Source organism: Burkholderiales bacterium (genome assembly GCA_023511995.1).
Classification (GTDB): domain Bacteria; phylum Pseudomonadota; class Gammaproteobacteria; order Burkholderiales; family Thiobacteraceae; genus Thiobacter.
The window spans coordinates 97,235-118,093 of the sequence record JAIMAL010000006.1 but is presented as its reverse complement, the minus strand read 5'-3'; the positions used below and the strand labels follow the sequence as shown (position 1 = coordinate 118,093).

Below are 20,859 nucleotides of genomic sequence, written 5' to 3'. Positions count from 1 at the left end.
GGCGACGCCAGCCGCCCGCCGGCACCCCCAACGCGCCCGGCCCCCACATCGATGAATACGCCTGAGGGAAACGGGAGGGATATAATTCCGGAAAGCTGCCAAGTCGTTCGGGGTGGTTGGAATGGAAGGCGCGTTCGTTCTCACCTGGAAGGAAATCCTCATCGGCGCGATGGTCATCCTCGGGGTGTACGTCGCGGAGCTGCTCCTCCTCATGTATGGCGGGCGGGGGCGGGGCCTGGGTTTCCTGCGCCGTGGCGCCCAGACCCGCGAGCTCGTGGAGCTGCGCCGCGAGGTGGCGGAGCTGCGGGAGCGGCTCGCCCGTCTGGAAGCCTCGGCCACAGTCGCAGAGGAGGCGCCCTCCACCCCTTACAGCAAGGCCTTTCAGCTTGCCAAACAGGGGCTGGACGTGGCCGAGGTGGCCGCCTCCTGTGGCATCTCCCGCGCCGAAGCCGAGCTGATCGTCGCCATGCAACGGGGCGGCCGCATCTAGGATTTTCCTGCGGGCGGGGGCGCTGATGACGGTCAACGACGTCCTCGCCCAACTGCAGCAGCTCCTGCGCAAATCCACCCCGCTGGTGGAGGGGGCCGAGCGGCTGCCCGAATCCTTCCTGAGATTCAGCCCCGGCCAGCAGGTGACGGCGACGGTGCTTTCCCAACTGCCCAATGGTCGGTTCCTGGTGCAGGTAAACGACCAGCATCTGGACCTCAACCTGCCCCGCAATACCCAGCCCGGCAGCCAGGTGGAGCTGCGCTACGTGGGCGCCCATCCCCGCCCGACCTTCCTCCTCGAGACCCAGCCGGCAGCCTCCCCGCGACCGGCGGTAAACCTGAGTGATACCGCCCGGTTTATCCATGCCCTTCTCAGCCGGGCCGGCCAGCCCGGGGAGGAGACCGCAGCCCTCGCGCGCAGCACCCCCATCCTGCCGGCGCCGCCCGCCAACGGGGCGCCCGATGTGGCACAGCTTGCGCTGGCCCTCAAATCCACGCTGACCCACAGTGGGCTCTTCTATGAATCCCACCAGGCCCAATGGGTGACGGGGCAGCGCACCCTGGCGGAGCTGCTGCGGGAGCCCCAGGGGCGCCTTGCCGAACCCCGGGCGCATCTTGCCGCCCGGGCCGGAATGGCAGATCTGGACGCGCGACCGATGGCGCCGCAGCCACCAGAGGGCGGGGCAAGCCGGGAGAGCGCGCCCCGCGAGTCTAGCGTGCCGGTGCCGCCTGCCGAGCCCCGCGAGCCCGTCCACCCGCAGGCGGCCGCGTTGGTGCGGCAGCAGCTCGAAGTGCTGGATTTGCGCCAGCTCGTCTGGCAGGGGGAACTGTGGCCGGGACAGACCCTGCGCTGGGAAGTCGAAGAGCGGGAAGGCGAGGGAAGCGCCCCGGGAGAGCGGGAATGGGCCACCCGTGTTCACCTCACCCTGCCCCGGCTGGGGGAGGTGGAAGCCCGGTTGCGCCTCACGGCGCAGGGGGTGCAGGTGGACATCCTCGCCACGCCGGAAAGTGCCCCGCGGCTTGGTGCGCAGGTGAAGGCCCTGCGCGCCGGCTTCGAGCGGGCAGGTCTTCTCCTCGCCCAGGTGAGGGTCGCCACCCATGGCTGAAGAGAAGAGGATCGATCCCCGCTTAAGCGCCGTGGCGCTTGCCTACCGCGAAGGCATGCTCGCCCCGCGGGTGGTGGCCAAGGGGCGCGGCGCACTGGCGGAGGCCATCATCCAGCGCGCCCGCGAGGCGGGCGTGTATGTGCACGAATCCCCCGCCCTGGTGGCCCTGCTCATGCAGGTGGACCTGGACGAACACATCCCCCCCGAACTCTACCTGGCCGTGGCCGAGCTTCTTGCCTGGCTCTACCGCATCGAACAAGAGACGCCATAAAGGCGCTGCCCCGGGCCGTTGCCGGGCCTTACTCTTTCAACGCGGCGATGAGGTCGGCTTCCAGCTCCAGCACCTGCCGGGGGTTGGTGAGCCGGTCGTCGTCGGCGCGGACGAGGAAACTGTCCTCCGCCCGCTCGCCGAGGGTGGCGATCTTCGCCATGTGCAGGCGCACACCATGGGCCAGCAGCACACGCGCGATGCGGGAGAGTAGACCGGGCCGGTCCCCTGCCGTGACGGACAGCACGTGATACTGGCCCCGCTCGTCCGGAGCGAGGGTCACTTTGGGCTCAATGGGGAAATGGCGCAACTGCCGGCTCGCCCGTCCGCTGAGGGGCGGCTCCAGGGGCGTGGTGGAGAGGAGGCGCTGCGCCAGCTCGTATTCGATGAAGGGCAGCAGATCGCGGTAATGCTGGCTGGTGCCGTTGAGATCGAGGATGAGGAAGGTATCCAGGGCAAAGCCGTGGGGCGTGGTGTGGATCTTCGCCTCCACGACGTTGTAATTCATGCGTTCGAAGAAGGTGCAGATGCGCGCGAACAGATCGTCCCGGTCGCGGGTGTAGATCATCACCTGGATGCCTTCGCCGTGGGGGGCGGCGCGGGCGCGCACGATGGGAAGCGCCGGCGCGGGGCTGTGCTGCAGGATCCGGGTGTGCCAGGCGATCTCCTGGGCGCCGTGACGCAGGAAATAACTCTCGCCCAGTACCGACCATAGCCCCAGGGTGGCCTCTTTGGGCACCGCCTCCAGATTGAGCAGACGCAGCGCCTCATCCCGCCGCGCCCCGATCTCGCTGGCCAGGCTGCCCGCGCCCTCCGTGAGATGGCGGTGGGTGGCGCGGAAAAGGTCTTCGAGGAGCTTCCCCTTCCAGGCATTCCACACCTTGGGACTGGTGCCGCGGATATCCGCCACGGTGAGGAGATAGAGGGCAGTCAGGCGGCGCAGACTCTGCATGCGGTGAGCGAAGGCACGAATGACTTCCGGGTCCGACAGATCGCATTTTTGCGCCGTGGCGGAGAAGGTCAGGTGTTCCTTCACCAGCCAGACGATGAGCTCGGTGTCCTCCCTGGGCAAGCCATGGGCCTCGCAGAAACGGCGGGCCTCCCGCGCCCCCAACAGGGAATGGTCCCCGCCGCGTCCCTTGGCGATGTCGTGGAAGAGGGCGGCGATGTAGAGCACTTCCGGCCGTTCGAAATCATTGATGAGCTGCGAGCACAGGGGATACTCATGGGCATATTCGGCAAGGGTGAAGCGGCGCAGGTTGCGCACCACCATGAGGATGTGCTCGTCCACCGTATAGACGTGGAAAAGGTCGTGCTGCATCTGGCCGACGATGCGGCCGAAGACCGGCAGATACCGCCCCAGCACCCCGTAAAGATTCATCCGCCGCAGGGCGTGGGTAAGCCCCCGCGGGGCGCGCAGCATGGCGAGGAAACGGGCGCGGTTCTCCGGCGCGCGGCGGAAGGCGGCATCGATGCGCGGCAGGGCGCGCACCAGAGCGCGCAGGGTGGCCGGGCTCAGGTCGTCCAGATCCGTGCGCTGCATGAGGAGATGGAATGCCTCCAGGATGGCGGCCGGGCGCCGCTCGAACACATCCGGCGCATTGAGTTCCAGAAGCCCACGGCGGCGCGCGAAATGGGCATTGATGGGCACCGCGGGTTCCGCCGGCGGTTGCAGCCGCTCGCGCAGGGTCTGCAGCAAAAGGACGTTCAACAGCCGCACCGCTTTCGCGGCGCGGTAATAGCGCTGCATGAGGATGTCGCTCGCCGCCCGGCTGCCGCGGGGTTTGCACCCCAGTTCCCTTGCCAGCGCCTCCTGGTAATCGAAAAGCAGCCGGTCCTCACGCCGCCCCGCCAGTCTGTGCAGGCGGATGCGCAGATCCTGCAGGGTGGCCTCCACGGCACGCAGCCGCCGCAGCTCCCCCGGCTGCAACAGCCCCGCCCGCAGCAGACTGGTCCACTGCCGCCCCACCTGCAGGGCATCGGCAAGCCACAGGCAATTGTGCAGATCCCGCAGTCCCCCGGGGCTTTCCTTGAGATTGGGCTCCAGGTTGTAGGCGCTGTCCAGGAAGCGGATGTGGCGCTGCTGCTGCTCCAACACCTTGGCGGCGACGAAGCCGGGCACGTCGAGGGCGGCGCGGAAAGCCCGGCGGAAGGCCTGGAACAAGCGGCGGGAGCCAGCAAGCCACCGCGCTTCGAGGAGGTTGGTGGCCACCGTTACATCCCGCGCCGCCTCTTCCAGACAGGAGGCAATGGTGCGCACGCTGTGGCCGATCTCCAGGCCCACGTCCCAGAAATGACCGATGAGGCGCTCCAGGGCCGCGGCGAGGCTGGCGTCAGGCTCCTCATCGAGAAGGATGAGGAGGTCCACATCGGAGTGGGGGAACTGTTCCCGCCGGCCAAAGCCGCCGACGGCGATGAGGGTGCATTCCCCGCGCAGGGCCGCCGCCCGCCACAGGGCCACCAGCACCTCGTCGAGGAGGGCAGTGTGCTTCCGCAGATACCGACGCGGCGTGCTCTGGTCATAGCCGGCAAGGAGGGCGGCGCGGCGTGCCTTGAGGCTTGCGCGCAGCGCGGCAAGATCGGCGGCATCTACGGGCGCGGTGGCGCCGGGTGCCGGTGTGGCAGGAGCGGGTGGCGGGGTTCGGGTGCCTGGCTGGCCCACCATGATCCTCAGGCGGCGGCCCGGCTAAGCCGCGCCGGTTTGGGCGGCGCGCCGGCGGAAAGGGTGAGCACCTCATAGCCGGTTTCGGTGACCAGCACGGTGTGCTCCCATTGGGCGGACAGACTGTGATCCTTGGTGACGATGGTCCAGCCGTCGGCAAGCTGGCGGATGTCCCGCTTGCCCGCATTGATCATGGGTTCGATGGTGAAGATCATACCCGGCACCAGCTCGACCCCGGTGTGGGGCTTGCCATAGTGCACCACCTGGGGCTCTTCGTGGAAGTTGCGGCCGATGCCATGCCCGCAGAATTCCCGGACCACGGAAAAACCGTGGGCATGGGCGTGGGTCTGGATGGCATGGCCGATGTCGCCCAGGTGCTTGCCCGGTGCCACCTCCTCGATGCCCAGCCACATGCATTCGAAGGTCACCTCACACAACCGGCGGGCGAGGATGGAGGGCTCGCCCACGTAGAACATGCGGCTGGTGTCCCCGTGGTAGCCGTCTTTGATAACGGTGACATCGATGTTGATGATGTCACCGGCTTTGAGTTTCTTGGTGTCCGAGGGCACACCGTGGCAGATGACGTGGTTGACCGAGGTGCACACCGACTTGGGATACGGAGGATGGCCCGGCGGCGCGTAATTGAGGGGCGCCGGAATGGTGCCCTGCACGTTCACCATGTAGTCGTGGCAGAGACGGTCGATCTCCCCGGTGGTGATGCCCGGTTTGATGAAGGGCGCGATGTAGTCCAGCACCTCGGAGGCGAGGCGGCCGGCGACGCGCATTTTCTCGATTTCTTCAGGGGTTTTGATGATGATGGCCATGATGGAATTGTTGAGCAAAACAGGGGGAATTATCCCAGATTTGTCAGTAGGGCGCGCAATGATGGCGAGCCGGGTTTCGAGCAGATTTGCGCACGGCGACGAGCCCAAAGCCCCCTAGGGGCGAGGAGCACGGGTGCGAAGATGCCGGAAGACGGCCGCCAGGGCGCGCGCAGGCGGGCAACAGCCTGGGAAGGCAGAGGCGATTTAACTGACCGAAAGGCCAATCGAAGCCACAGGCTGACCTAATGACAAATTTTGCATTTTACCAGCCCAGACCCGATCCCCGCACAAAATCCGCTTTGCCTTGAACGCATTAGCCTCTCCCGGCTATAATGCGCGGCTTCGCCAGGCCGGGGAGGGCCCCGGCGGCGAAAATCCCCACACCCGTCGTCTCGTCAAGGGTGCCGGCCTGCCGGTGTCAGGGACGGGTGGAGGCTCAACCCTTCGAGAGGAGCAAATCATGTCCGTGACCATGCGACAGATGCTGGAGGCCGGCGTCCATTTCGGCCACCAGACCCGCTACTGGAACCCCAAGATGGCGCCTTACATCTTCGGGGAACGCAACAAGATCCACATCATCAACCTGGAAAAGACCCTGCCCATGTTCGAGGAGGCGCTCAAGTTCGTGCGCCAGCTGGCGGCGAACAAGGGCACGCTCCTTTTCGTCTGCACCAAGCGGCAGGGCCGGGAGATCATCGCCGAGGAGGCCACCCGCGCCGGCATGCCCTATGTGAACCACCGCTGGCTCGGGGGCATGCTCACCAACTTCAAGACCGTCAGACAGTCCGTCAAGCGTCTGCACGACATGCAGCAGATGGTGGAGGACGGCACCCTGGAGCGCATGGCGAAAAAGGAGGCGCTCCATTACCGCCGTGAGCTGGAAAAGCTGGAGCGCAGCCTGGGTGGTATCAAGGAGATGAACGGCCTGCCCGATGCCATGTTCGTCATCGATGTCTGTTATCACAAGAGCGCCATCATCGAGGCGAGGAAACTCGGCATCCCGGTGGTGGCGGTGGTGGATACCAACTGCCCGCCCGATCTCGTCGATTACGTCATCCCGGGCAACGATGATTCCAGCCGCGCCATCCGTCTCTACGCCCGCGGCGTTGCCGATGCGGTGCTGGAGGGTAAGGCGCAGATCATCAGCGAGATCGTCGGCGGCGAGGAATTCATCGAAGTCGCAGACGCGGAACAGCCCGCCGCATGAGGAAAAAGGGGCGCGAGCCCCTTTTTCGTTGGCGGCGGCATGTCTTTCCCTCGAACCCGTTTTTTGCAGGAGTGAACAATGGCTGAAATCACCGCGAGCATGGTGAAGGAACTGCGCGAGCGCACCGGGCTCGGCATGATGGAATGCAAGAAGGCGCTCACCGAGGCCAACGGTGACATGGAGAAGGCCGAGGACCTGCTGCGCATCAAGAGCGGCGCCAAGGCCTCCAAGGCGGCGGGGCGCATCGCGGCGGAAGGGGTGATCGGCAGCTACGTGAGCCCCGACGGCAAGATCGGCGCCCTGGTGGAAGTCAACTGTGAGACCGACTTCGTGGCGAAGAACGAAGAGTTCGCCGCCTTTGCCCGCGAATGCGCAAAGCTCGTCGCGGAAAACGATCCCGCCGATGTGGAGGCCCTCGCCCAGCTCCGGATGGCCTCGGGGCAGACCGTCGAGGAGGCGCGCAAAGCTCTGGTCATGAAGCTGGGGGAGAACATCACCATCCGGCGTCTGGCGCGGTTTGCCACTTCCGGGCGTCTGTCCGTCTATCTGCATGGCAACCGGATCGGCGTCATGGTGGATTTGAACGGCGGTGATGAGACCCTGGGCAAGGACATCGCCATGCATGTGGCGGCTTCCAAGCCCATCGCCGTGGCCAAGGAACAGGTGCCGGCGGAGACCGTGGCGCGGGAGCGCGAGATCGCCAAGGCGCGCGCACTGGAGTCCGGCAAGCCGGCCAACATCGTGGACAAGATTGTCGAGGGCAGCGTGGCCAAGTTCCTGGCGGAAGTGACGTTGCTGGGCCAGCCCTTCGTCAAGAACCCCGAGCAGACCGTGGAGCAGTTGCTCAAATCCAAGGGAGCCACGGTGAACGGTTTCGTCCTCTTTGTCGTGGGCGAGGGCATCGAGAAGAAGGCCGTGGATTACGCGGCCGAGGTGGCGGCGGCGGCGAAGGTCTGAGACCATGGCGGAACTGCGCTACCGGCGCGTGCTGCTCAAGCTCTCCGGCGAGGCGCTTATGGGCAGCGGGGCCTATGGCATCGATCGCGCCACGCTGGACGACATGGCCGGCCAGGTGGCCGCCGCGGTCAAGCTGGGGGTGAGGCTTGCCATCGTCATCGGTGGCGGCAACATCTTCCGCGGGGTGTCCGCCGGCGCGGCCGGGATGGATCGTGCCCAGGCGGATTACATGGGCATGCTGGCGACGGTGATCAACGCCCTCGCCCTGCAGGATGCCCTGCGTCGGGCGGGCGTGGAATGCCGAGTGCAGACGGCGCTCACCATCGAACAGGTGGCCGAGCCCTACATCCGCGGCAAGGCGCTGCGTTATCTGGAGGAGGGCAAGGTGGTCATCTTCGGCGCCGGGACCGGCAATCCCTTCTTCACCACCGATACTGCCGCCGCCCTGCGTGGCGCCGAGATGGGGGTGGACATCGTGCTCAAGGCGACCAAGGTGGATGGTGTCTATACCGCGGACCCGAACAAGGACCCCACGGCGCGGCGCTATGCGCGTCTGACCTTCGACGAGGCGATCAGCAAGAACCTGGGCGTGATGGATGCCACCGCCTTCGCCCTGTGCCGCGAGCAGCGGCTGCCTGTGTGCGTGTTCAGCATTTTCAAGCCCGGGGCGCTGGAGCGGGTGGTGCGCGGTGAAGACGAGGGGACACTGGTCACGGTCAACGAGGCTTGAGGAAGGAGGGCAATATGAGTTCCGTCGCCGAGATCAAGAAGCAGGCCGAACAGAAGATGCACAAGGCCATCGAGGCTCTCAAGGCCGATCTCAGCAAGGTGCGTACCGGCCGTGCCCACACCGGCCTGCTCGACCACATCATGGTGGATTATTACGGTAGCGCGGTGCCCATCAACCAGGTGGCCAAGATCACGTTGATCGATGCCCGCACCATCGGGGTCACGCCGTGGGAGAAGAAAATGCTGCCGGTGGTGGAGAAGGCCATCCGCGAATCGGACCTGGGACTCAACCCCGCCTCCCAGGGGGAGACCATCCGGGTGCCCATGCCGCCGCTGACCGAGGAGCGCCGGCGGGAGCTGATCAAGGTGGTCAAGCACGAAGGGGAGACGGCGAAGGTGGCGGTGCGCAACGTGCGGCGGGATGCCAACGGCGCCCTCAAGGAGCTGGTCAAGGAAAAACAGATCAGCGAGGACGAAGCGCGGCGCGCCGAGGAGGAGATCCAGAAACTCACCGACCGCTTCGTTGCCGAAATCGACAAGCTCCTGCAGGCGAAAGAAGCCGACCTGCTGTCCATCTGAGGCGGGACCGGTGTCCCTCTTTGCCAGTTCCACCCGCACCATTCCCGAAACTCGTGCCATTCCCCGGCACGTGGCCATCATCATGGATGGCAACGGACGCTGGGCGCGGCAACGCAGGCTGCCGCGGGTGGCGGGGCACCGTCGGGGGGTGGAAACGGTGCGCGAGGTGATTCGCGCCTGCATCGAGCGGGGTGTGGAATACCTCACCTTGTTTGCCTTCAGCAGTGAAAACTGGCGGCGGCCGCCGGAGGAGGTCTCGCTGCTCATGCAGCTTTTCGTGGTGGCGCTGGAACAGGAAGTCACCAAGCTGCATGAAAACGACATCCGCTTCCGCCTCATCGGCGATCGCTCCCGTTTCGACGAACGCCTGCAGCGGCTGATCCACGATGCGGAGCGGCTCACCGCCGGCAACACGCGGCTAAACCTCACCATCGCCGCCAACTACGGCGGCCGCTGGGACATTCTACAGGCGGCCAACCGCATGCTCGCCGAACATCCGGAGCTCGTGCACGGTTTCGGCGAAGAGGATCTCGCCCCTTATCTCAGCCTGCACGACGCACCGGAGCCCGATCTCTTCATCCGCACCGGCGGTGAGCAGCGCATCAGCAACTTCCTCCTCTGGCAACTGGCCTACACCGAGCTTTATTTCACCGAAACGCTGTGGCCCGATTTCGACAGCGAGGCCTTCGACGCCGCCATCCGATGGTTTCAGGCGCGGGAGCGGCGTTTCGGTCGCACCAGCGAGCAGCTCCGGGAAAATGCTTAGGGAGCGCCTGGCTGCCGCGCTAGTCCTGATTCCGCTCCTGGTGGCGGCCCTCTTCTATCTGCCCCAGTGGGCCTGGGCGGTGCTCATGGGGGGCGTGGTTCTCCTCGCCGCCCACGAGTGGGCGCGCCTGTCCAGCTTCGATGCGGGGGCGGAACGCCTCTACCTCGTCATCACCGCGTTGCTGCTGGCCGTCGCCTACTGGCTGCTGGAAACCGGCGCTGGACTGAGCTGGTGGCTGGCGGGGCTGGCCACCGCCTTTTGGCTCGTCGTTGCGCCCCTTTGGCTGGCCACCGGCTTTGCCGGTCAGGGTCGGCTGCTGCGCGCCGTGGTGGGCTGGCTTCTCCTCCTGCCGCCATGGGTGGCCACGCTGGAACTGCGCCTGATGGGACCTGGGCTTACCCTCTTTGCCCTGGGCCTCATCTGGCTTACCGACAGCGCCGCCTACTTCACCGGCCATGCCTTCGGCCGACACAAGCTGGCGCCGCGGGTGAGCCCCGGCAAGACCTGGGAGGGGGTGGCCGGCGGTGTGGGCGCGGCGCTCCTGCTGGCCTGGATTGTGGCGGCGACGGCGCCCAATTTCCTCCTTGCCGGGCGCACGGTGGCGGTGCCGGCCTTCGTTCTGGCCTGCGCTGCGGTGGCAGCCATCAGCGTGCTGGGTGATCTGTTCGAATCCCACATCAAGCGGCTCAAGGGGGTGAAGGACAGCAGCCACCTCATCCCTGGCCACGGTGGCGTCCTCGACCGCATCGACAGTCTCACCAGTGCGCTGCCGGTGTTTTTGCTTCTGAGCCTGCTCGTCAACCGCCTGGGGGGTCAGCCATGACGGTGCAGCGCCTGACCCTGCTGGGTTCCACCGGCTCCATTGGCACCAGCACCCTCGACGTGGTGGCGCGTCATCCGCAGCGCTTCGAGGTGTTCGCCCTCACTGCGCACCGGCAATGGGAGCGGCTGCTGGAACAGGTGCGCCGCTTTCACCCGCGCTTTGCCGTCCTGACCGAGGCAGGCGCGGCCGAACAGCTTGCCGAGGCGGTGCGTCGGGAGGGCCTGCCCACCCAGGTGTGCCAGGGAGAAAGCGCACTGGCGGAGGTGGCCTCGGCCCGAGAGGTGGACAGCGTGCTGGCCGCCATCGTCGGTGCTGCGGGACTCAAGCCGGCACTGGCGGCGGCGCGCGCGGGCAAGCGGCTCCTGCTTGCCAACAAGGAATCCCTGGTCATGTCGGGGGCCCTCTTCATGCAGGCGGTGCAGGCGGGCGGCGCACGCCTTTTGCCCATCGACAGCGAGCACAATGCGGTCTTCCAGTGTCTGCCCAATGACGGGGGAAGCCTTGCGCGGCGCGGCGTGCGGCGTATTCTCCTCACCGCTTCGGGAGGGCCTTTCCGCACCCGCAGCGTGGAGTCGCTGGAGGAGGTCACGCCCGCCGAAGCCTGCGCCCATCCCAACTGGGTGATGGGGCGCAAGATTTCCGTGGATTCCGCCACCATGATGAACAAGGGGCTGGAGGTGATCGAGGCCCATTGGCTCTTCGGCGCGAGTCCGGAACAGATCGAAGTGGTGATCCATCCGCAAAGCGTGATCCATTCCCTGGTGGAATACGTGGATGGCTCGGTGCTGGCGCAACTTTGCAATCCCGACATGCGTACGCCCATCGCCCACGCACTGGCCTGGCCGGAGCGCATCGAAAGCGGGGTCACTCCCCTCGATCTCGTCCGCATCGGGCGTCTAGATTTCGAAGCGCCCGATCCGGTGCGCTTCCCCTGTCTTCGCCTGGCCTTCGAGGCCCTGCGCACGGGGGGCACGGCACCTGCCATTCTCAATGCCGCCAACGAGGTGGCGGTGGAGGCGTTTCTTGCCGGGCGGTTGCGTTTCCGGGGTATTCCCACGCTGATCGAGGCTGTGCTGGAAAGCGTGGCGGTGACGGCGGCGGACAGCCTGGAGGCGGTACTGGCGGCGGATGCCCGCGCCCGTAGCCGGGCAGCGGAACTGTTGCGGGAGGCGCCATGAGCCTTCTTGCCACCGTGGCCGCTTTTCTCGTCACCCTGGGCGTGCTCATCGTGGTGCACGAGTTCGGCCATTATCTGGCGGCGCGGGCCTGCGGCGTGCGCGTGCTGCGCTTTTCCGTGGGTTTCGGCCGGCCCCTCTGGTCGAAGCGTTTTTCCCCCGAGGGGACGGAATGGGCGATCGCCGCTTTTCCCCTCGGGGGCTATGTCAAGATGCTGGACGAACATGAGGGGCCGGTGTCCCCGGATCAACTCGCCTTCGCCTTCAACCGGCAGCCGGTGGGGCGGCGCATGCTCATCGTTGCCGCCGGTCCCGCTGCCAACTTCCTCCTCGCCATCGTGCTCTACTGGGGGCTCTTCATGCATGGCATGCCGGGGCTGCGTCCCGTGCTGGATACCCCCCCGGCGGGTAGCCCGGCGGCGCTGGCGGGGCTGAAGCAGGGCGATACCATCGAGGCGGTGGCGGGCGAGCCGGTGACGGTGTGGGAGGACGTGCACTGGCGCCTCGTCTCCCGCCTGGGGCGGGGCGGCGAGCTCGAGCTTCTGGTGCAAGGCCGCGATGGCGGCCGGCGGGTGCACATCCTGCGCCTTGCTCCGGATGACGGGCGCGACCAGGGCAAGGGCCTGACGACGCGCATCGGGCTTCTGCCCTCGCGGGTGATCGAGCCGCGCCTCGGTGAAGTGCTGCCGGGCTCACCGGCGGCGCAGGCCGGTTTGCGCACCGGCGATCGGGTGACGGCCATCGACGGCCGGCCCGTGGAAAGCTGGCAGGCACTGGTGGAAGCGATTCGCCGCCATCCCGGCTCCCCGGTGCGGCTTGCCATCCTGCGCGACGGCCAGCGCCTGGAAGTCTCCGTCACCCCCCGCGCGGAAAGGATGGATGGACAGACGGTGGGCCGCATCGGCGCGGCCGTCTATGCCTATACCACGGTGCGCCATGGGCCGTGGCGCGCGCTCCTGCAGGCGGTGCAGAAGACCTGGGACATGGCCGCGTTGAGTCTCGAGTTGCTGTGGAAAATGCTGTGGGGCGAGGTGTCCTGGCGCAATCTCAGTGGCCCGGTGACCATTGCCGATTATGCAGGGCAGACGGCACAGATGGGGTGGATGCCGTGGCTGCTCTTCCTCGCCTTGCTGAGCACCAGTCTGGGGGTGCTCAACCTGCTGCCGGTGCCGGTGCTGGATGGTGGCCATTTGTTGTATCATGTCGCGGAAATCGTCACGGGACGCCCTCCTTCCGAGCAGGCACTCATGGCTGGCCAGCGTATCGGCATGGCGCTCCTGTTCACTCTCATGCTGTTCGCCCTCTACAACGATCTCAACCGCTTGCTTGGGCCTTGATTCCATGAGACCTTCTGCCCTGGTGTTGCTGCTGGCGTGTGGCCTCTCCCAGCTGGCCCATGCCTTCGAGCCCTTCGTCGTCAAGGATATCCGGGTCGAAGGGCTGCAGCGCACCGAGGCGGGCACGGTGTTCAGCTATCTGCCGGTCAAGGTGGGGGAGGTGTTCGACGAGGAGAAATCCGCCGCTGCCATCAAGGCGCTGTTTGCCACCGGCTTCTTCAGCGACGTGCGGCTGGAAGTGCAGGATGGCGTGCTCATCGTGCTCGTCGTGGAGCGTCCGGCCATCGGCCAGATCGAGGTGGTCGGCGCCAAGGAATTCGACAAGGATCAGCTCAAGGCGGGCCTGAAGGAGGTGGGGCTCGCCGAGGCGCGCATCTTCGATCGTTCCCTGCTGGACAAGGCGGAGCAGGAGCTCAAGCGCCAGTACCTGGCGCGGGGCAAGTATGGGGTGGAGATCAAGACCACGGTCACCCCCCTGGAGCGCAACCGGGTGGCCATCCGCTTCGACATCTCGGAAGGGGAGGTGGCGAAGATCCGCCAGATCAACATCGTCGGCGCCCAGGCCTTCCGCGAGAAGGACCTCCTCGACCTCATGACCCTTTCCACGCCCAATTGGCTGTCCTGGTACACCAAGAACGACCAGTATTCCAAACAGAAACTCGCCGGCGACCTGGAAACCCTGCGCTCCTTCTACCTCAACCGCGGCTATCTGGATTTCGCCATCGAGTCCACCCAGGTGCAGATCTCGCCGGACAAGAAGGACATCTACATCACCATCAACATCCACGAAGGGCCGCGCTACACCCTGGGCGACATCAAGGTGGCTGGCGAGCTCCTCATTCCGGAAGAGGAACTGCGCAAGCTGGTGAAGGTGAAAAGCGGGGAGATTTTCTCCCGCGAGCGCATCACCGAAACCACCAAGGCGATTAGCGACCGCCTGGGCAATGACGGCTATGCCTTCGCCAACGTCAACGCGGTGCCGGAAGTGGACCGGGAGCGGCAGCGGGTTTCCTTTACCTTCTTCATCGACCCCGGCAGGCGGGTCTATGTGCGCCGGGTGGAAATCGTCGGCAACACCCGCACGCGGGATGAAGTCATCCGGCGCGAGATGCGCCAGATCGAAGGCGGCTGGTACTCTGCCGCGAAGATCAACCGCTCGCGGGAGCGGCTGGACAAGCTGGATTATTTCAAGGAAGTGAACATCGAAACCCCCGCGGTGGCCGGCACCACCGACCAGGTGGATGTGCGGGTGCGGGTGGAGGAAAAACCCACCGGCAACATCATGGCCGGTGCCGGCTTTTCCAGCAGCGAGGGCTTGATCCTGAGCGGTTCGGTTTCCCAGTCCAACGTGCTGGGGTCGGGCAATTACCTTTCCGTGCAGGCCAACACCAGCAAGGTGAACACGGTCTATGCCCTGTCCTACACCAACCCCTATTACACCGACGATGGCCTGAGTCTGGGTTTCGATGTCTTCACGCGCAAGGTGGATTCCAAGGCGCTTTCCGTCACGACCTACACCACCTCCAGCAGGGGGGCGAATCTGCGCCTGGGCGTGCCGCTTACGGAAACCGACGTGGTGGGCTTCGGCTTCGGTTTCGAGGCCACCACGGCCGCCGTGGATACCACCGCCTCACCGGTCTATGCCCAGTTCGTGTCGAAATTCGGCACCAGTTACACCATCCTGCGCGGAGATGCATCCTGGGGACGGGACACCCGCGACAGCCGCCTCTATCCCATGAAGGGGACGCTGCAGCGCGCCTATGGGGAAATCGGCCTGCCGGGGGGCGAGCTCAACTACATCAAGCTCAACTACCAGCACCAATGGCTGCGTCCCCTGTCCCGGGATACAGCGCTGCTGCTCAATGGCGAAGTGGGTTGGGCCAAGGGTCTGGGCGGCGATCCCTTTCCCTTCTTCAAGAACTACTATGCGGGGGGTGTGACCACCGTGCGTGGCTACAAGGCGGGCACCATCGGCCCCAAAGACAGCCTAGGGCAGGCCATCGGCGGCACCCGGCGTCTCATTGGCAATGCCGAGTATCTCTTCCCCATGCCGGGGCTCAAAAACGACAAGTCGGCGCGCCTGAGTGCCTTCCTCGATGCCGGCGCCGTCTACGGGCCGGATGACAAAGTAAGCCTCGGTGAGCTCCGTTATTCTGCGGGTATCGCCTTGAGCTGGGTGTCGCCGGTGGGACCGCTCAAATTCAGTCTGGCCAAGGCGCTCAACGCCAAGCCGGACGACAAGAAGGAAGTGTTCCAGTTCCAGTTGGGTTCCGTTTTCTAGAGAGCAGGTATGAACAGACTCAGCAAGACAGTGGCAGTGACGGTTTTGGCGCTTTCGGGATTGTCCGCGGCGGTAAGCTCCGCAGCACAGGCGGCAGAACTCAAGGTAGGTTTCGTCAATGTGGAACGCATCTTCCGCGAATCGGCCCCCGCCATCCGCGCCAGCAAGAAGCTGGAAAAGGAATTCGCCGCGCGGGATGCGGAAATCCAGAAAATGGCCAAGCAGTTCCGTGATCTCCAGGCCTATCTGGAGAAGGAGAGCGTCACCTTGAGCGAGACCGAGCGCCGCAACAAGGAGCGGGAACTCGCCAACCTGAACCGGGAATTGCAGCGCGCCCAGCGCGAGTTCCGCGAGGACCTCACCATTCGCCAGAATGAAGAGCGGGCGGCCTTCCAGGAGCGGGTGAACAAGGTCATCGGCGAGCTGGCGGAAAAGGAAAAATACGACCTCATCCTGCAGGAGGCGGTGTATGTCAGCAACCGCATCGACATCACCGACAAAATCCTGAAGGCCCTCGCCGACAAATGAGGCGCGTGGTGCATCGTCCGCGGTCACGGTGAACCATGCCCGATGCGCAGGATGGCGTAAGCCTTAAGGAAATCGTCGCCCGTCTCGGCGGGGAGGTGGTCGGCGATGCCGGCGTGCGCATCCGCCGCGTGGCCACCCTGGAGCAGGCCGGGCCCGATGCCCTGACTTTCCTCACCAACCGGAAGTATCGCGGACAGCTCGCCCGCACCCGGGCGGCGGCGGTCCTGCTGGGCCCGCAGGAGCGGGAGGCCACGACGCTGCCCCGCATCGTGGCGGACAATCCCTATGCCTACCTGGCGCGGGTGCTGACGCTCCTGCATCCGACCCCCGCCGCCACGCCGGGCATCCATCCCAGCGCGGTGGTGGCGGAAGGGGCAGAGGTGGATCCCACTGCGGAAGTGGGCCCGCTGGTTTTCATCGGCGCGGGGGCGCGCATCGGCGCCCGTTGCCGCATTGGCGCAGGCTGCCACCTGGGGGAACAGGTGGTGCTGGGAGAGGACTGCCTGCTCCACGCGGGGGTGACCATTTACCACGATTGTGTGCTGGGGCGGCGGGTGATCGTGCACGCCGGTGCGGTGATCGGCGCCGATGGCTTCGGCTTCGCACCGGAAGCAGGCCGTTGGCTGAAGATTCCCCAGCTCGGGCGGGTGGTGATCGGCGATGACGTGGAAATCGGCGCCAACACCACCATCGACCGCGGCGCCCTCGACGATACAGTGATCGAGGAAGGGGTCAAACTCGACAACCTGATCCAGATCGCGCACAACGTCCGCATCGGTGCCCACACCGTGATGGCGGCATGCGTCGGGGTGGCGGGCAGCACCCGCATTGGCCGGCATTGCATGATCGGCGGCGCGGCGGGCATCATCGGGCATCTCACCATTGCCGACAACGTGACCATTTCCGTGGGGAGCTTCGTCACCAAATCCATCCTCGAGCCGGGCAGCACCTATACCGGGGTCTGGTCGGCCATGCCCCACCGGGACTGGATGCACATGCAGGCGCGGCTGCGTCAGGTGGAGGAAATGGCCAAGCGCATGCGTGAGCTGGAACAGAAACTCCTGGAACTGGAAAGGAAAGCGCCATGAGTCTCATGGACATCAACGAAATCATGAAATACCTGCCCCACCGCTACCCCTTCCTCATGCTGGACAAGGTGGAAAGCATCGAGCCCGGCAAGCGCATCGTGGCGGTGAAGAACGTGAGCGTGAACGAGCCTTTCTTCCAGGGCCATTTCCCGAACCGGCCGGTTTTCCCCGGCGTGTTGATCGTGGAGGCCATGGCCCAGGCGGCGGCGATTCTATCCTTCAAATCGGAGAACACCACGCCGGATGCCGATTCGGTCTATTACTTCGTCGGCATCGATGGTGCCCGTTTCAAGCGTCCCGTGGGTCCCGGCGACCAGTTGGTGCTGGAGGTGGATTTTCAGCGGGCCATCAAGGGCATCTGGAAATTCACCGGCCGCGCCCAGGTGGACGGGGCGGTGGCCGCCGAGGCGGAACTCATGTGCACGGTGCGCAAGGTCGTATGATCCATCCCACCGCGATCGTGCATCCCGGCGCACGCCTGGGCAAAGGCGTGGAGATCGGCCCCTATGCCGTGGTGGGTGAACACGTGGAAATCGGCGATGGCAGCCGCATTGGCGCCCATGCGGTGATCACCGGCCACACCCGCATCGGCCGCGAAAACCGCATCTTCCAGTTCGCCTCCATCGGCGAAATCCCGCAGGACAAAAAATATGCGGGCGAAGCCACCCGTCTCGAGATCGGTGATCGCAACACCATCCGCGAATTCACCACCATCAACGTGGGGACGGCGCAGGGCGGGGGCGTGACCCGCATCGGCGATGACAACTGGATCATGGCCTACGTGCACATCGCCCACGACTGCATCGTCGGCAGCCACACCATCTTTGCCAACTGCACCAATCTCGCCGGCCACGTGGAGGTGGACGATTACGCGGTGCTCGGTGGCTTCACCGGCGTCCATCAGTTTTGCAAGATCGGTGCCCATGTGATCACGGCGGTCAACACCACGGTGTTCAAGGACATCCCCCCCTATGTGATGGCCGCCGGGGCCGATGGCGCCAAGCCCCACGGCCTCAATAGCGAGGGACTGCGGCGGCGTGGCTTTTCCGCAGCGACTCTGGCGGCGCTGAAACAGGCCTACCGGACCCTGTACCGCTCCGGCCTGACCCTGGAAGAGGCGAAAGAAAGCCTTCGAGAGCAGGCACGGCAGGAGCCCGCCGTGCAGCGTCTGGTGGACTTCCTCGACCGCTCCACTCGCGGCATCATCCGCTGAAGCCGGTACCGGAAGCATGGAGCGGCTGCGCATCGGCATCGTTGCGGGGGAAGCGTCCGGCGATCTTCTGGCAAGCCATCTGGTGGCGGCGCTGAAGGCGAGACTGCCGCAGGCGCAGTTTGAAGGCATCGGCGGGCCGAAGATGATTGCGGCCGGCGTGCACTCCCTTTTCCCCATGGAAACCTTGGCAGTGCGCGGTTATGTGGAGGCCTTGCGCAGCCTGCCGGCGATCCTGCGCATCCGGCGCAAGCTCACCCGCCATTTCCTCGCCACGCGGCCGGACCTTTTCATCGGCGTCGATGCGCCGGATTTCAATCTCGGACTTGCCCGCACCCTCAAGGCCGCGGGCATCCCCACCTTCCAGTATGTCGGGCCGTCGGTGTGGGCCTGGCGCGGCGGGCGTCTGCGTAAAATCCGCCGCGCCGTCTCCCACATGCTCTTGCTTTTCCCCTTCGAGCCACCCCTCTACGAAGCCGCCGGCATTCCCGCCACCTACGTCGGCCATCCCCTGGCGGACATGCTGCCTCTCCACCCCGACCGAACGGCGGCGCGGGAGGCGCTGCGCCTACCTCCGCAAGGGGAGATGGTGGCCCTGCTGCCTGGCAGCCGTGAAAGCGAGCTCGCCCTGATGGGAGACCTCTTCGTGCAGGCGGCGCAGCAGATTCACCGCCTGCGGCCGGGCGTGTCTTTTCTCGTGCCCCTCATCACGCGTAAAACACGCGATCTCTTCGAGGCGGCGCTGGCGCGGCAGCAGGCGCACGACCTGCCGCTACGCATCCTTTTCGGCCACGCCCACGAAGCGATGACCGCGGCCAATGTGGTCCTCGTCGCCTCGGGGACGGCGACCCTGGAAGCGGCATTGCTCAAGCGCCCCATGGTGATCACCTACCGCGTGCCTGCGCTCACCTATCGGCTCATGTGGCCCCGCCGCTATCTGCCCTACGTGGGGTTGCCCAATGTGCTGGCCGGCCGCTTCCTGGTGCCGGAGCTGCTGCAGGACGAGGCCACGCCGGACAACCTCGCCCAGGCGGTGTGCAATCTGCTGGCTGCGCCACGGCTGTGTGGGGCACTGGAGGCACACTTTGTGCGCATGCATCTCCTTTTGCGCCAGGGCAACGCGGAGAAGGTGGCGGACGCGGTGGTGCGCCATCTGGAAGCCCACCGGCCTGCCGCCATGAAGGCCTTCGATGCCGAAGGATGCACGTCATGAAGCCATCGTTTCCCGCCGGCGATCCTTTGCCTGAGAGGGCCGAGGCCCGGGATTTCTGCGCCGATGCCGCATTCCTCTGCGGGGTGGACGAAGCGGGCAGGGGGCCGCTGGCCGGTCCCGTCTATGCCGCGGCGGTGATCCTCGATCCAAGCCATCCCTGGCAGGGCCTTCGTGATTCGAAAACGCTCTCCGCCGCCCGGCGGGAGGCCTTGTTCGTGGAGATCACCCGCCATGCCCTGGCTTGGGCCATCGCCCGCGCCGAAGTGGAGGAAATCGACCGCCTGAACATCCTTGAGGCAAGCCTCCTTGCCATGGAGCGGGCGGTGCGCCTGCTTCCCCGGGAACCGGGTCTCGTTCTGGTGGACGGCAACCGTTTTCCCGCGCTTCCCTGTCCCACCCAGGCCGTGGTGGGGGGGGATGCTTCGGTGCCGGCGATTTCCGCTGCCTCCATCCTCGCCAAGGTGGCACGGGACAGGGAGCTTGTGCGGCTTGACCGCCTCTATCCCGCCTATGGATTTGCCCGACACAAGGGTTATCCCACAGCGGAACATCTCGCGGCGTTGCAGCTCAACGGTGTTTCCCCCGTGCACCGAACCAGCTTTGCCCCCGTCGCCCGGCTCCTTCACGACAGCCCTCGCGCCTGAGCTGGATTCCGGCCTAAAGAAACCGCCGGCACTGCCGTAGTTGTCACCAGGCGGGCGCCTTTGCCTGCAGCCAGAACGTAAAGCATGCCTGGTTCCGGGAAAAACTGATCCATGTTCGTCATCGTCGGTTACATCATCGTGCTCGGCTCCGTGCTGGGCGGTTTCATCCTCTCCGGCGGCCACATCGCCGCCCTGCTGCAACCCCTGGAATTGCTCATGATCGGCGGCGCTGCGGTGGGCGCTTTCGTCGTCGCCAATGGTGGCAAACCCCTGAAAGCCACCCTCAAGGCGCTGCCGTCGCTCTTCAAAGGCTCCAAATACACCAAGGCCCTCTACATGGACCTTTTGTCCATGCTCTACGAAGTGTTGGCCAAGGTGCGCAAGGAAGGGCTGATGTCCATCGAAAACGATGTGGAATCGCCCCAGGAAAGCCCGCTGTTTTCCAAATATCCCAGCATCCTCGCCGACCACCACGTGATGGATTTCCTCACCGATTACCTGCGCCTGATGGTGAGCGGCAGCCTCAATGCCTTCGAGATCGAAAACCTCATGGACAACGAAATCGAGACCCATCACCACGAGGGCGAGGTGCCCGTGCAGGCTCTTTCCAAACTGGGGGATGCGATGCCAGCTTTCGGTATCGTCGCCGCCGTGATGGGGGTGGTGCACACCATGGAGTCGGTGGGCCTGCCGCCGTCGGAACTGGGCATTCTCATTGCCCATGCCCTGGTGGGGACCTTCCTCGGGATTCTGCTTTCCTATGGCTTTGTCGGGCCCCTGGCGAGCCGGCTGGAGCACCGGCTCGCGGAAGAGACCAAGTTTCTCCAGTGCATCAAGGTGACGCTGCTCGCCAGCCTCAACGGTTATGCGCCCCAGGTGGCGGTGGAGTTCGGGCGCAAGGTGCTCTATTCCACCGAACGGCCCAGCTTCCGTGAGCTGGAGGAAGAGGTGAAGAGCCGCAAGGGCAAGTGAG

The 20,859-nt window shown here is 65.5% G+C and carries 21 protein-coding genes; 19 read left to right on the top strand and 2 right to left on the bottom strand.

Annotated features, from left to right (window positions below; genetic code table 11):
- Positions 1-121: 121 nt before the first annotated feature.
- The 3 genes from K6T56_04905 to K6T56_04895 are packed head-to-tail and all read left to right on the top strand — an operon-like array spanning position 122 to position 1,866.
- Positions 122-490, top strand: a complete 369-nt coding sequence (locus K6T56_04905; GenBank protein ID MCL6555686.1) for a DUF2802 domain-containing protein — start codon at positions 122-124, stop codon at positions 488-490.
- A 25-nt stretch (positions 491-515) separates the two neighbouring features.
- Positions 516-1,595: a flagellar hook-length control protein FliK gene (locus K6T56_04900; protein MCL6555685.1), complete on the top strand. Its 1,080-nt coding sequence runs from the start codon at positions 516-518 to the stop codon at positions 1,593-1,595.
- Positions 1,588-1,866 (top strand): EscU/YscU/HrcU family type III secretion system export apparatus switch protein, encoded by a 279-nt coding sequence (locus K6T56_04895; GenBank protein MCL6555684.1) that lies wholly within the window; start codon positions 1,588-1,590, stop codon positions 1,864-1,866. The genes K6T56_04900 and K6T56_04895 overlap by 8 nt, the downstream gene beginning before the upstream one ends.
- A 28-nt stretch (positions 1,867-1,894) precedes the next feature.
- Here K6T56_04895 and K6T56_04890 read toward each other — a convergent pair whose 3' ends face one another.
- Positions 1,895-4,528 (bottom strand): [protein-PII] uridylyltransferase, encoded by a 2,634-nt coding sequence (locus K6T56_04890; GenBank protein MCL6555683.1) that lies wholly within the window; start codon positions 4,526-4,528, stop codon positions 1,895-1,897.
- A 5-nt stretch (positions 4,529-4,533) separates the two neighbouring features.
- Complete coding sequence (gene map, locus K6T56_04885; GenBank protein MCL6555682.1) at positions 4,534-5,352, bottom strand: type I methionyl aminopeptidase; 819 nt, start codon at positions 5,350-5,352, stop codon at positions 4,534-4,536.
- A 457-nt stretch (positions 5,353-5,809) separates the two neighbouring features.
- Between map and rpsB the strand changes: the two genes are divergently transcribed.
- The 16 genes from rpsB (at position 5,810) to motA (ending at position 20,858) form a co-directional block, all read left to right on the top strand.
- Complete coding sequence (rpsB, locus tag K6T56_04880; protein MCL6555681.1) at positions 5,810-6,556, top strand: 30S ribosomal protein S2; 747 nt, start codon at positions 5,810-5,812, stop codon at positions 6,554-6,556.
- Positions 6,557-6,634: 78 nt separating this feature from the next.
- Entirely contained in the window at positions 6,635-7,513 is an 879-nt protein-coding gene (gene tsf / locus K6T56_04875; GenBank protein MCL6555680.1) for a translation elongation factor Ts, read from the top strand.
- 4 nt (positions 7,514-7,517) lie between these two features.
- A complete protein-coding gene (gene pyrH, locus K6T56_04870) occupies positions 7,518-8,243 on the top strand; it encodes a UMP kinase (GenBank protein MCL6555679.1) in 726 nt (241 codons plus the stop codon).
- Positions 8,244-8,257: 14 nt separating this feature from the next.
- On the top strand, positions 8,258-8,821 hold the full coding sequence (gene frr, locus K6T56_04865) for a ribosome recycling factor (GenBank protein MCL6555678.1): 564 nt from the start codon (positions 8,258-8,260) through the stop codon (positions 8,819-8,821).
- Positions 8,822-8,903: 82 nt separating this feature from the next.
- A complete protein-coding gene (gene uppS / locus K6T56_04860) occupies positions 8,904-9,587 on the top strand; it encodes a di-trans,poly-cis-decaprenylcistransferase (GenBank protein MCL6555677.1) in 684 nt (227 codons plus the stop codon).
- A complete protein-coding gene (locus tag K6T56_04855; protein ID MCL6555676.1) occupies positions 9,580-10,410 on the top strand; it encodes a phosphatidate cytidylyltransferase in 831 nt (276 codons plus the stop codon). The genes uppS and K6T56_04855 overlap by 8 nt, the downstream gene beginning before the upstream one ends.
- Before the next feature lie 2 nt (positions 10,411-10,412).
- The gene (gene ispC, locus K6T56_04850) at positions 10,413-11,588 is read left to right on the top strand and encodes a 1-deoxy-D-xylulose-5-phosphate reductoisomerase (GenBank protein ID MCL6555675.1); all 1,176 of its coding nucleotides are present in this window, start codon (positions 10,413-10,415) and stop codon (positions 11,586-11,588) included.
- Entirely contained in the window at positions 11,585-12,922 is a 1,338-nt protein-coding gene (gene rseP, locus K6T56_04845; protein MCL6555674.1) for an RIP metalloprotease RseP, read from the top strand. Before ispC ends, rseP begins: the two co-directional genes overlap by 4 nt.
- A gap of 4 nt (positions 12,923-12,926) precedes the next feature.
- Positions 12,927-15,203, top strand: a complete 2,277-nt coding sequence (gene bamA / locus K6T56_04840; GenBank protein ID MCL6555673.1) for an outer membrane protein assembly factor BamA — start codon at positions 12,927-12,929, stop codon at positions 15,201-15,203.
- A 9-nt stretch (positions 15,204-15,212) separates the two neighbouring features.
- Positions 15,213-15,731 (top strand): OmpH family outer membrane protein, encoded by a 519-nt coding sequence (locus K6T56_04835; protein MCL6555672.1) that lies wholly within the window; start codon positions 15,213-15,215, stop codon positions 15,729-15,731.
- A 35-nt stretch (positions 15,732-15,766) separates the two neighbouring features.
- Positions 15,767-16,819 (top strand): UDP-3-O-(3-hydroxymyristoyl)glucosamine N-acyltransferase, encoded by a 1,053-nt coding sequence (gene lpxD / locus K6T56_04830; protein ID MCL6555671.1) that lies wholly within the window; start codon positions 15,767-15,769, stop codon positions 16,817-16,819.
- 5 nt (positions 16,820-16,824) lie between these two features.
- Positions 16,825-17,262, top strand: coding sequence for a 3-hydroxyacyl-ACP dehydratase FabZ (gene fabZ / locus K6T56_04825; GenBank protein ID MCL6555670.1), 438 nt, complete (start codon positions 16,825-16,827; stop codon positions 17,260-17,262).
- Positions 17,259-18,032 (top strand): acyl-ACP--UDP-N-acetylglucosamine O-acyltransferase, encoded by a 774-nt coding sequence (lpxA, locus tag K6T56_04820; protein ID MCL6555669.1) that lies wholly within the window; start codon positions 17,259-17,261, stop codon positions 18,030-18,032. Before fabZ ends, lpxA begins: the two co-directional genes overlap by 4 nt.
- Before the next feature lie 16 nt (positions 18,033-18,048).
- Entirely contained in the window at positions 18,049-19,242 is a 1,194-nt protein-coding gene (lpxB, locus tag K6T56_04815) for a lipid-A-disaccharide synthase (protein ID MCL6555668.1), read from the top strand.
- Entirely contained in the window at positions 19,239-19,886 is a 648-nt protein-coding gene (rnhB, locus tag K6T56_04810; GenBank protein MCL6555667.1) for a ribonuclease HII, read from the top strand. The genes lpxB and rnhB overlap by 4 nt, the downstream gene beginning before the upstream one ends.
- A 111-nt stretch (positions 19,887-19,997) precedes the next feature.
- The gene (gene motA / locus K6T56_04805) at positions 19,998-20,858 is read left to right on the top strand and encodes a flagellar motor stator protein MotA (protein MCL6555666.1); all 861 of its coding nucleotides are present in this window, start codon (positions 19,998-20,000) and stop codon (positions 20,856-20,858) included.
- Position 20,859 lies beyond the last annotated feature (1 nt).

Bases quoted from the DNA above. Each gene is read 5' to 3' on its own strand.
- K6T56_04905 (MCL6555686.1), top strand. From the start codon at position 122: ATGGAAGGCGCGTTCGTTCTCACCTGGAAGGAAATCCTCATCGGCGCG.
- K6T56_04900 (MCL6555685.1), top strand. From the start codon at position 516: ATGACGGTCAACGACGTCCTCGCCCAACTGCAGCAGCTCCTGCGCAAA.
- K6T56_04895 (MCL6555684.1), top strand. From the start codon at position 1,588: ATGGCTGAAGAGAAGAGGATCGATCCCCGCTTAAGCGCCGTGGCGCTT.
- K6T56_04890 (MCL6555683.1), bottom strand. From the start codon at position 4,528: ATGGTGGGCCAGCCAGGCACCCGAACCCCGCCACCCGCTCCTGCCACA.
- rpsB (MCL6555681.1), top strand. From the start codon at position 5,810: ATGTCCGTGACCATGCGACAGATGCTGGAGGCCGGCGTCCATTTCGGC.
- tsf (MCL6555680.1), top strand. From the start codon at position 6,635: ATGGCTGAAATCACCGCGAGCATGGTGAAGGAACTGCGCGAGCGCACC.
- pyrH (MCL6555679.1), top strand. From the start codon at position 7,518: ATGGCGGAACTGCGCTACCGGCGCGTGCTGCTCAAGCTCTCCGGCGAG.
- frr (MCL6555678.1), top strand. From the start codon at position 8,258: ATGAGTTCCGTCGCCGAGATCAAGAAGCAGGCCGAACAGAAGATGCAC.
- uppS (MCL6555677.1), top strand. From the start codon at position 8,904: ATGGATGGCAACGGACGCTGGGCGCGGCAACGCAGGCTGCCGCGGGTG.
- K6T56_04855 (MCL6555676.1), top strand. From the start codon at position 9,580: ATGCTTAGGGAGCGCCTGGCTGCCGCGCTAGTCCTGATTCCGCTCCTG.
- rseP (MCL6555674.1), top strand. From the start codon at position 11,585: ATGAGCCTTCTTGCCACCGTGGCCGCTTTTCTCGTCACCCTGGGCGTG.
- bamA (MCL6555673.1), top strand. From the start codon at position 12,927: ATGAGACCTTCTGCCCTGGTGTTGCTGCTGGCGTGTGGCCTCTCCCAG.
- K6T56_04835 (MCL6555672.1), top strand. From the start codon at position 15,213: ATGAACAGACTCAGCAAGACAGTGGCAGTGACGGTTTTGGCGCTTTCG.
- lpxD (MCL6555671.1), top strand. From the start codon at position 15,767: ATGCCCGATGCGCAGGATGGCGTAAGCCTTAAGGAAATCGTCGCCCGT.
- fabZ (MCL6555670.1), top strand. From the start codon at position 16,825: ATGGACATCAACGAAATCATGAAATACCTGCCCCACCGCTACCCCTTC.
- lpxA (MCL6555669.1), top strand. From the start codon at position 17,259: ATGATCCATCCCACCGCGATCGTGCATCCCGGCGCACGCCTGGGCAAA.
- lpxB (MCL6555668.1), top strand. From the start codon at position 18,049: ATGGAGCGGCTGCGCATCGGCATCGTTGCGGGGGAAGCGTCCGGCGAT.
- rnhB (MCL6555667.1), top strand. From the start codon at position 19,239: ATGAAGCCATCGTTTCCCGCCGGCGATCCTTTGCCTGAGAGGGCCGAG.
- motA (MCL6555666.1), top strand. From the start codon at position 19,998: ATGTTCGTCATCGTCGGTTACATCATCGTGCTCGGCTCCGTGCTGGGC.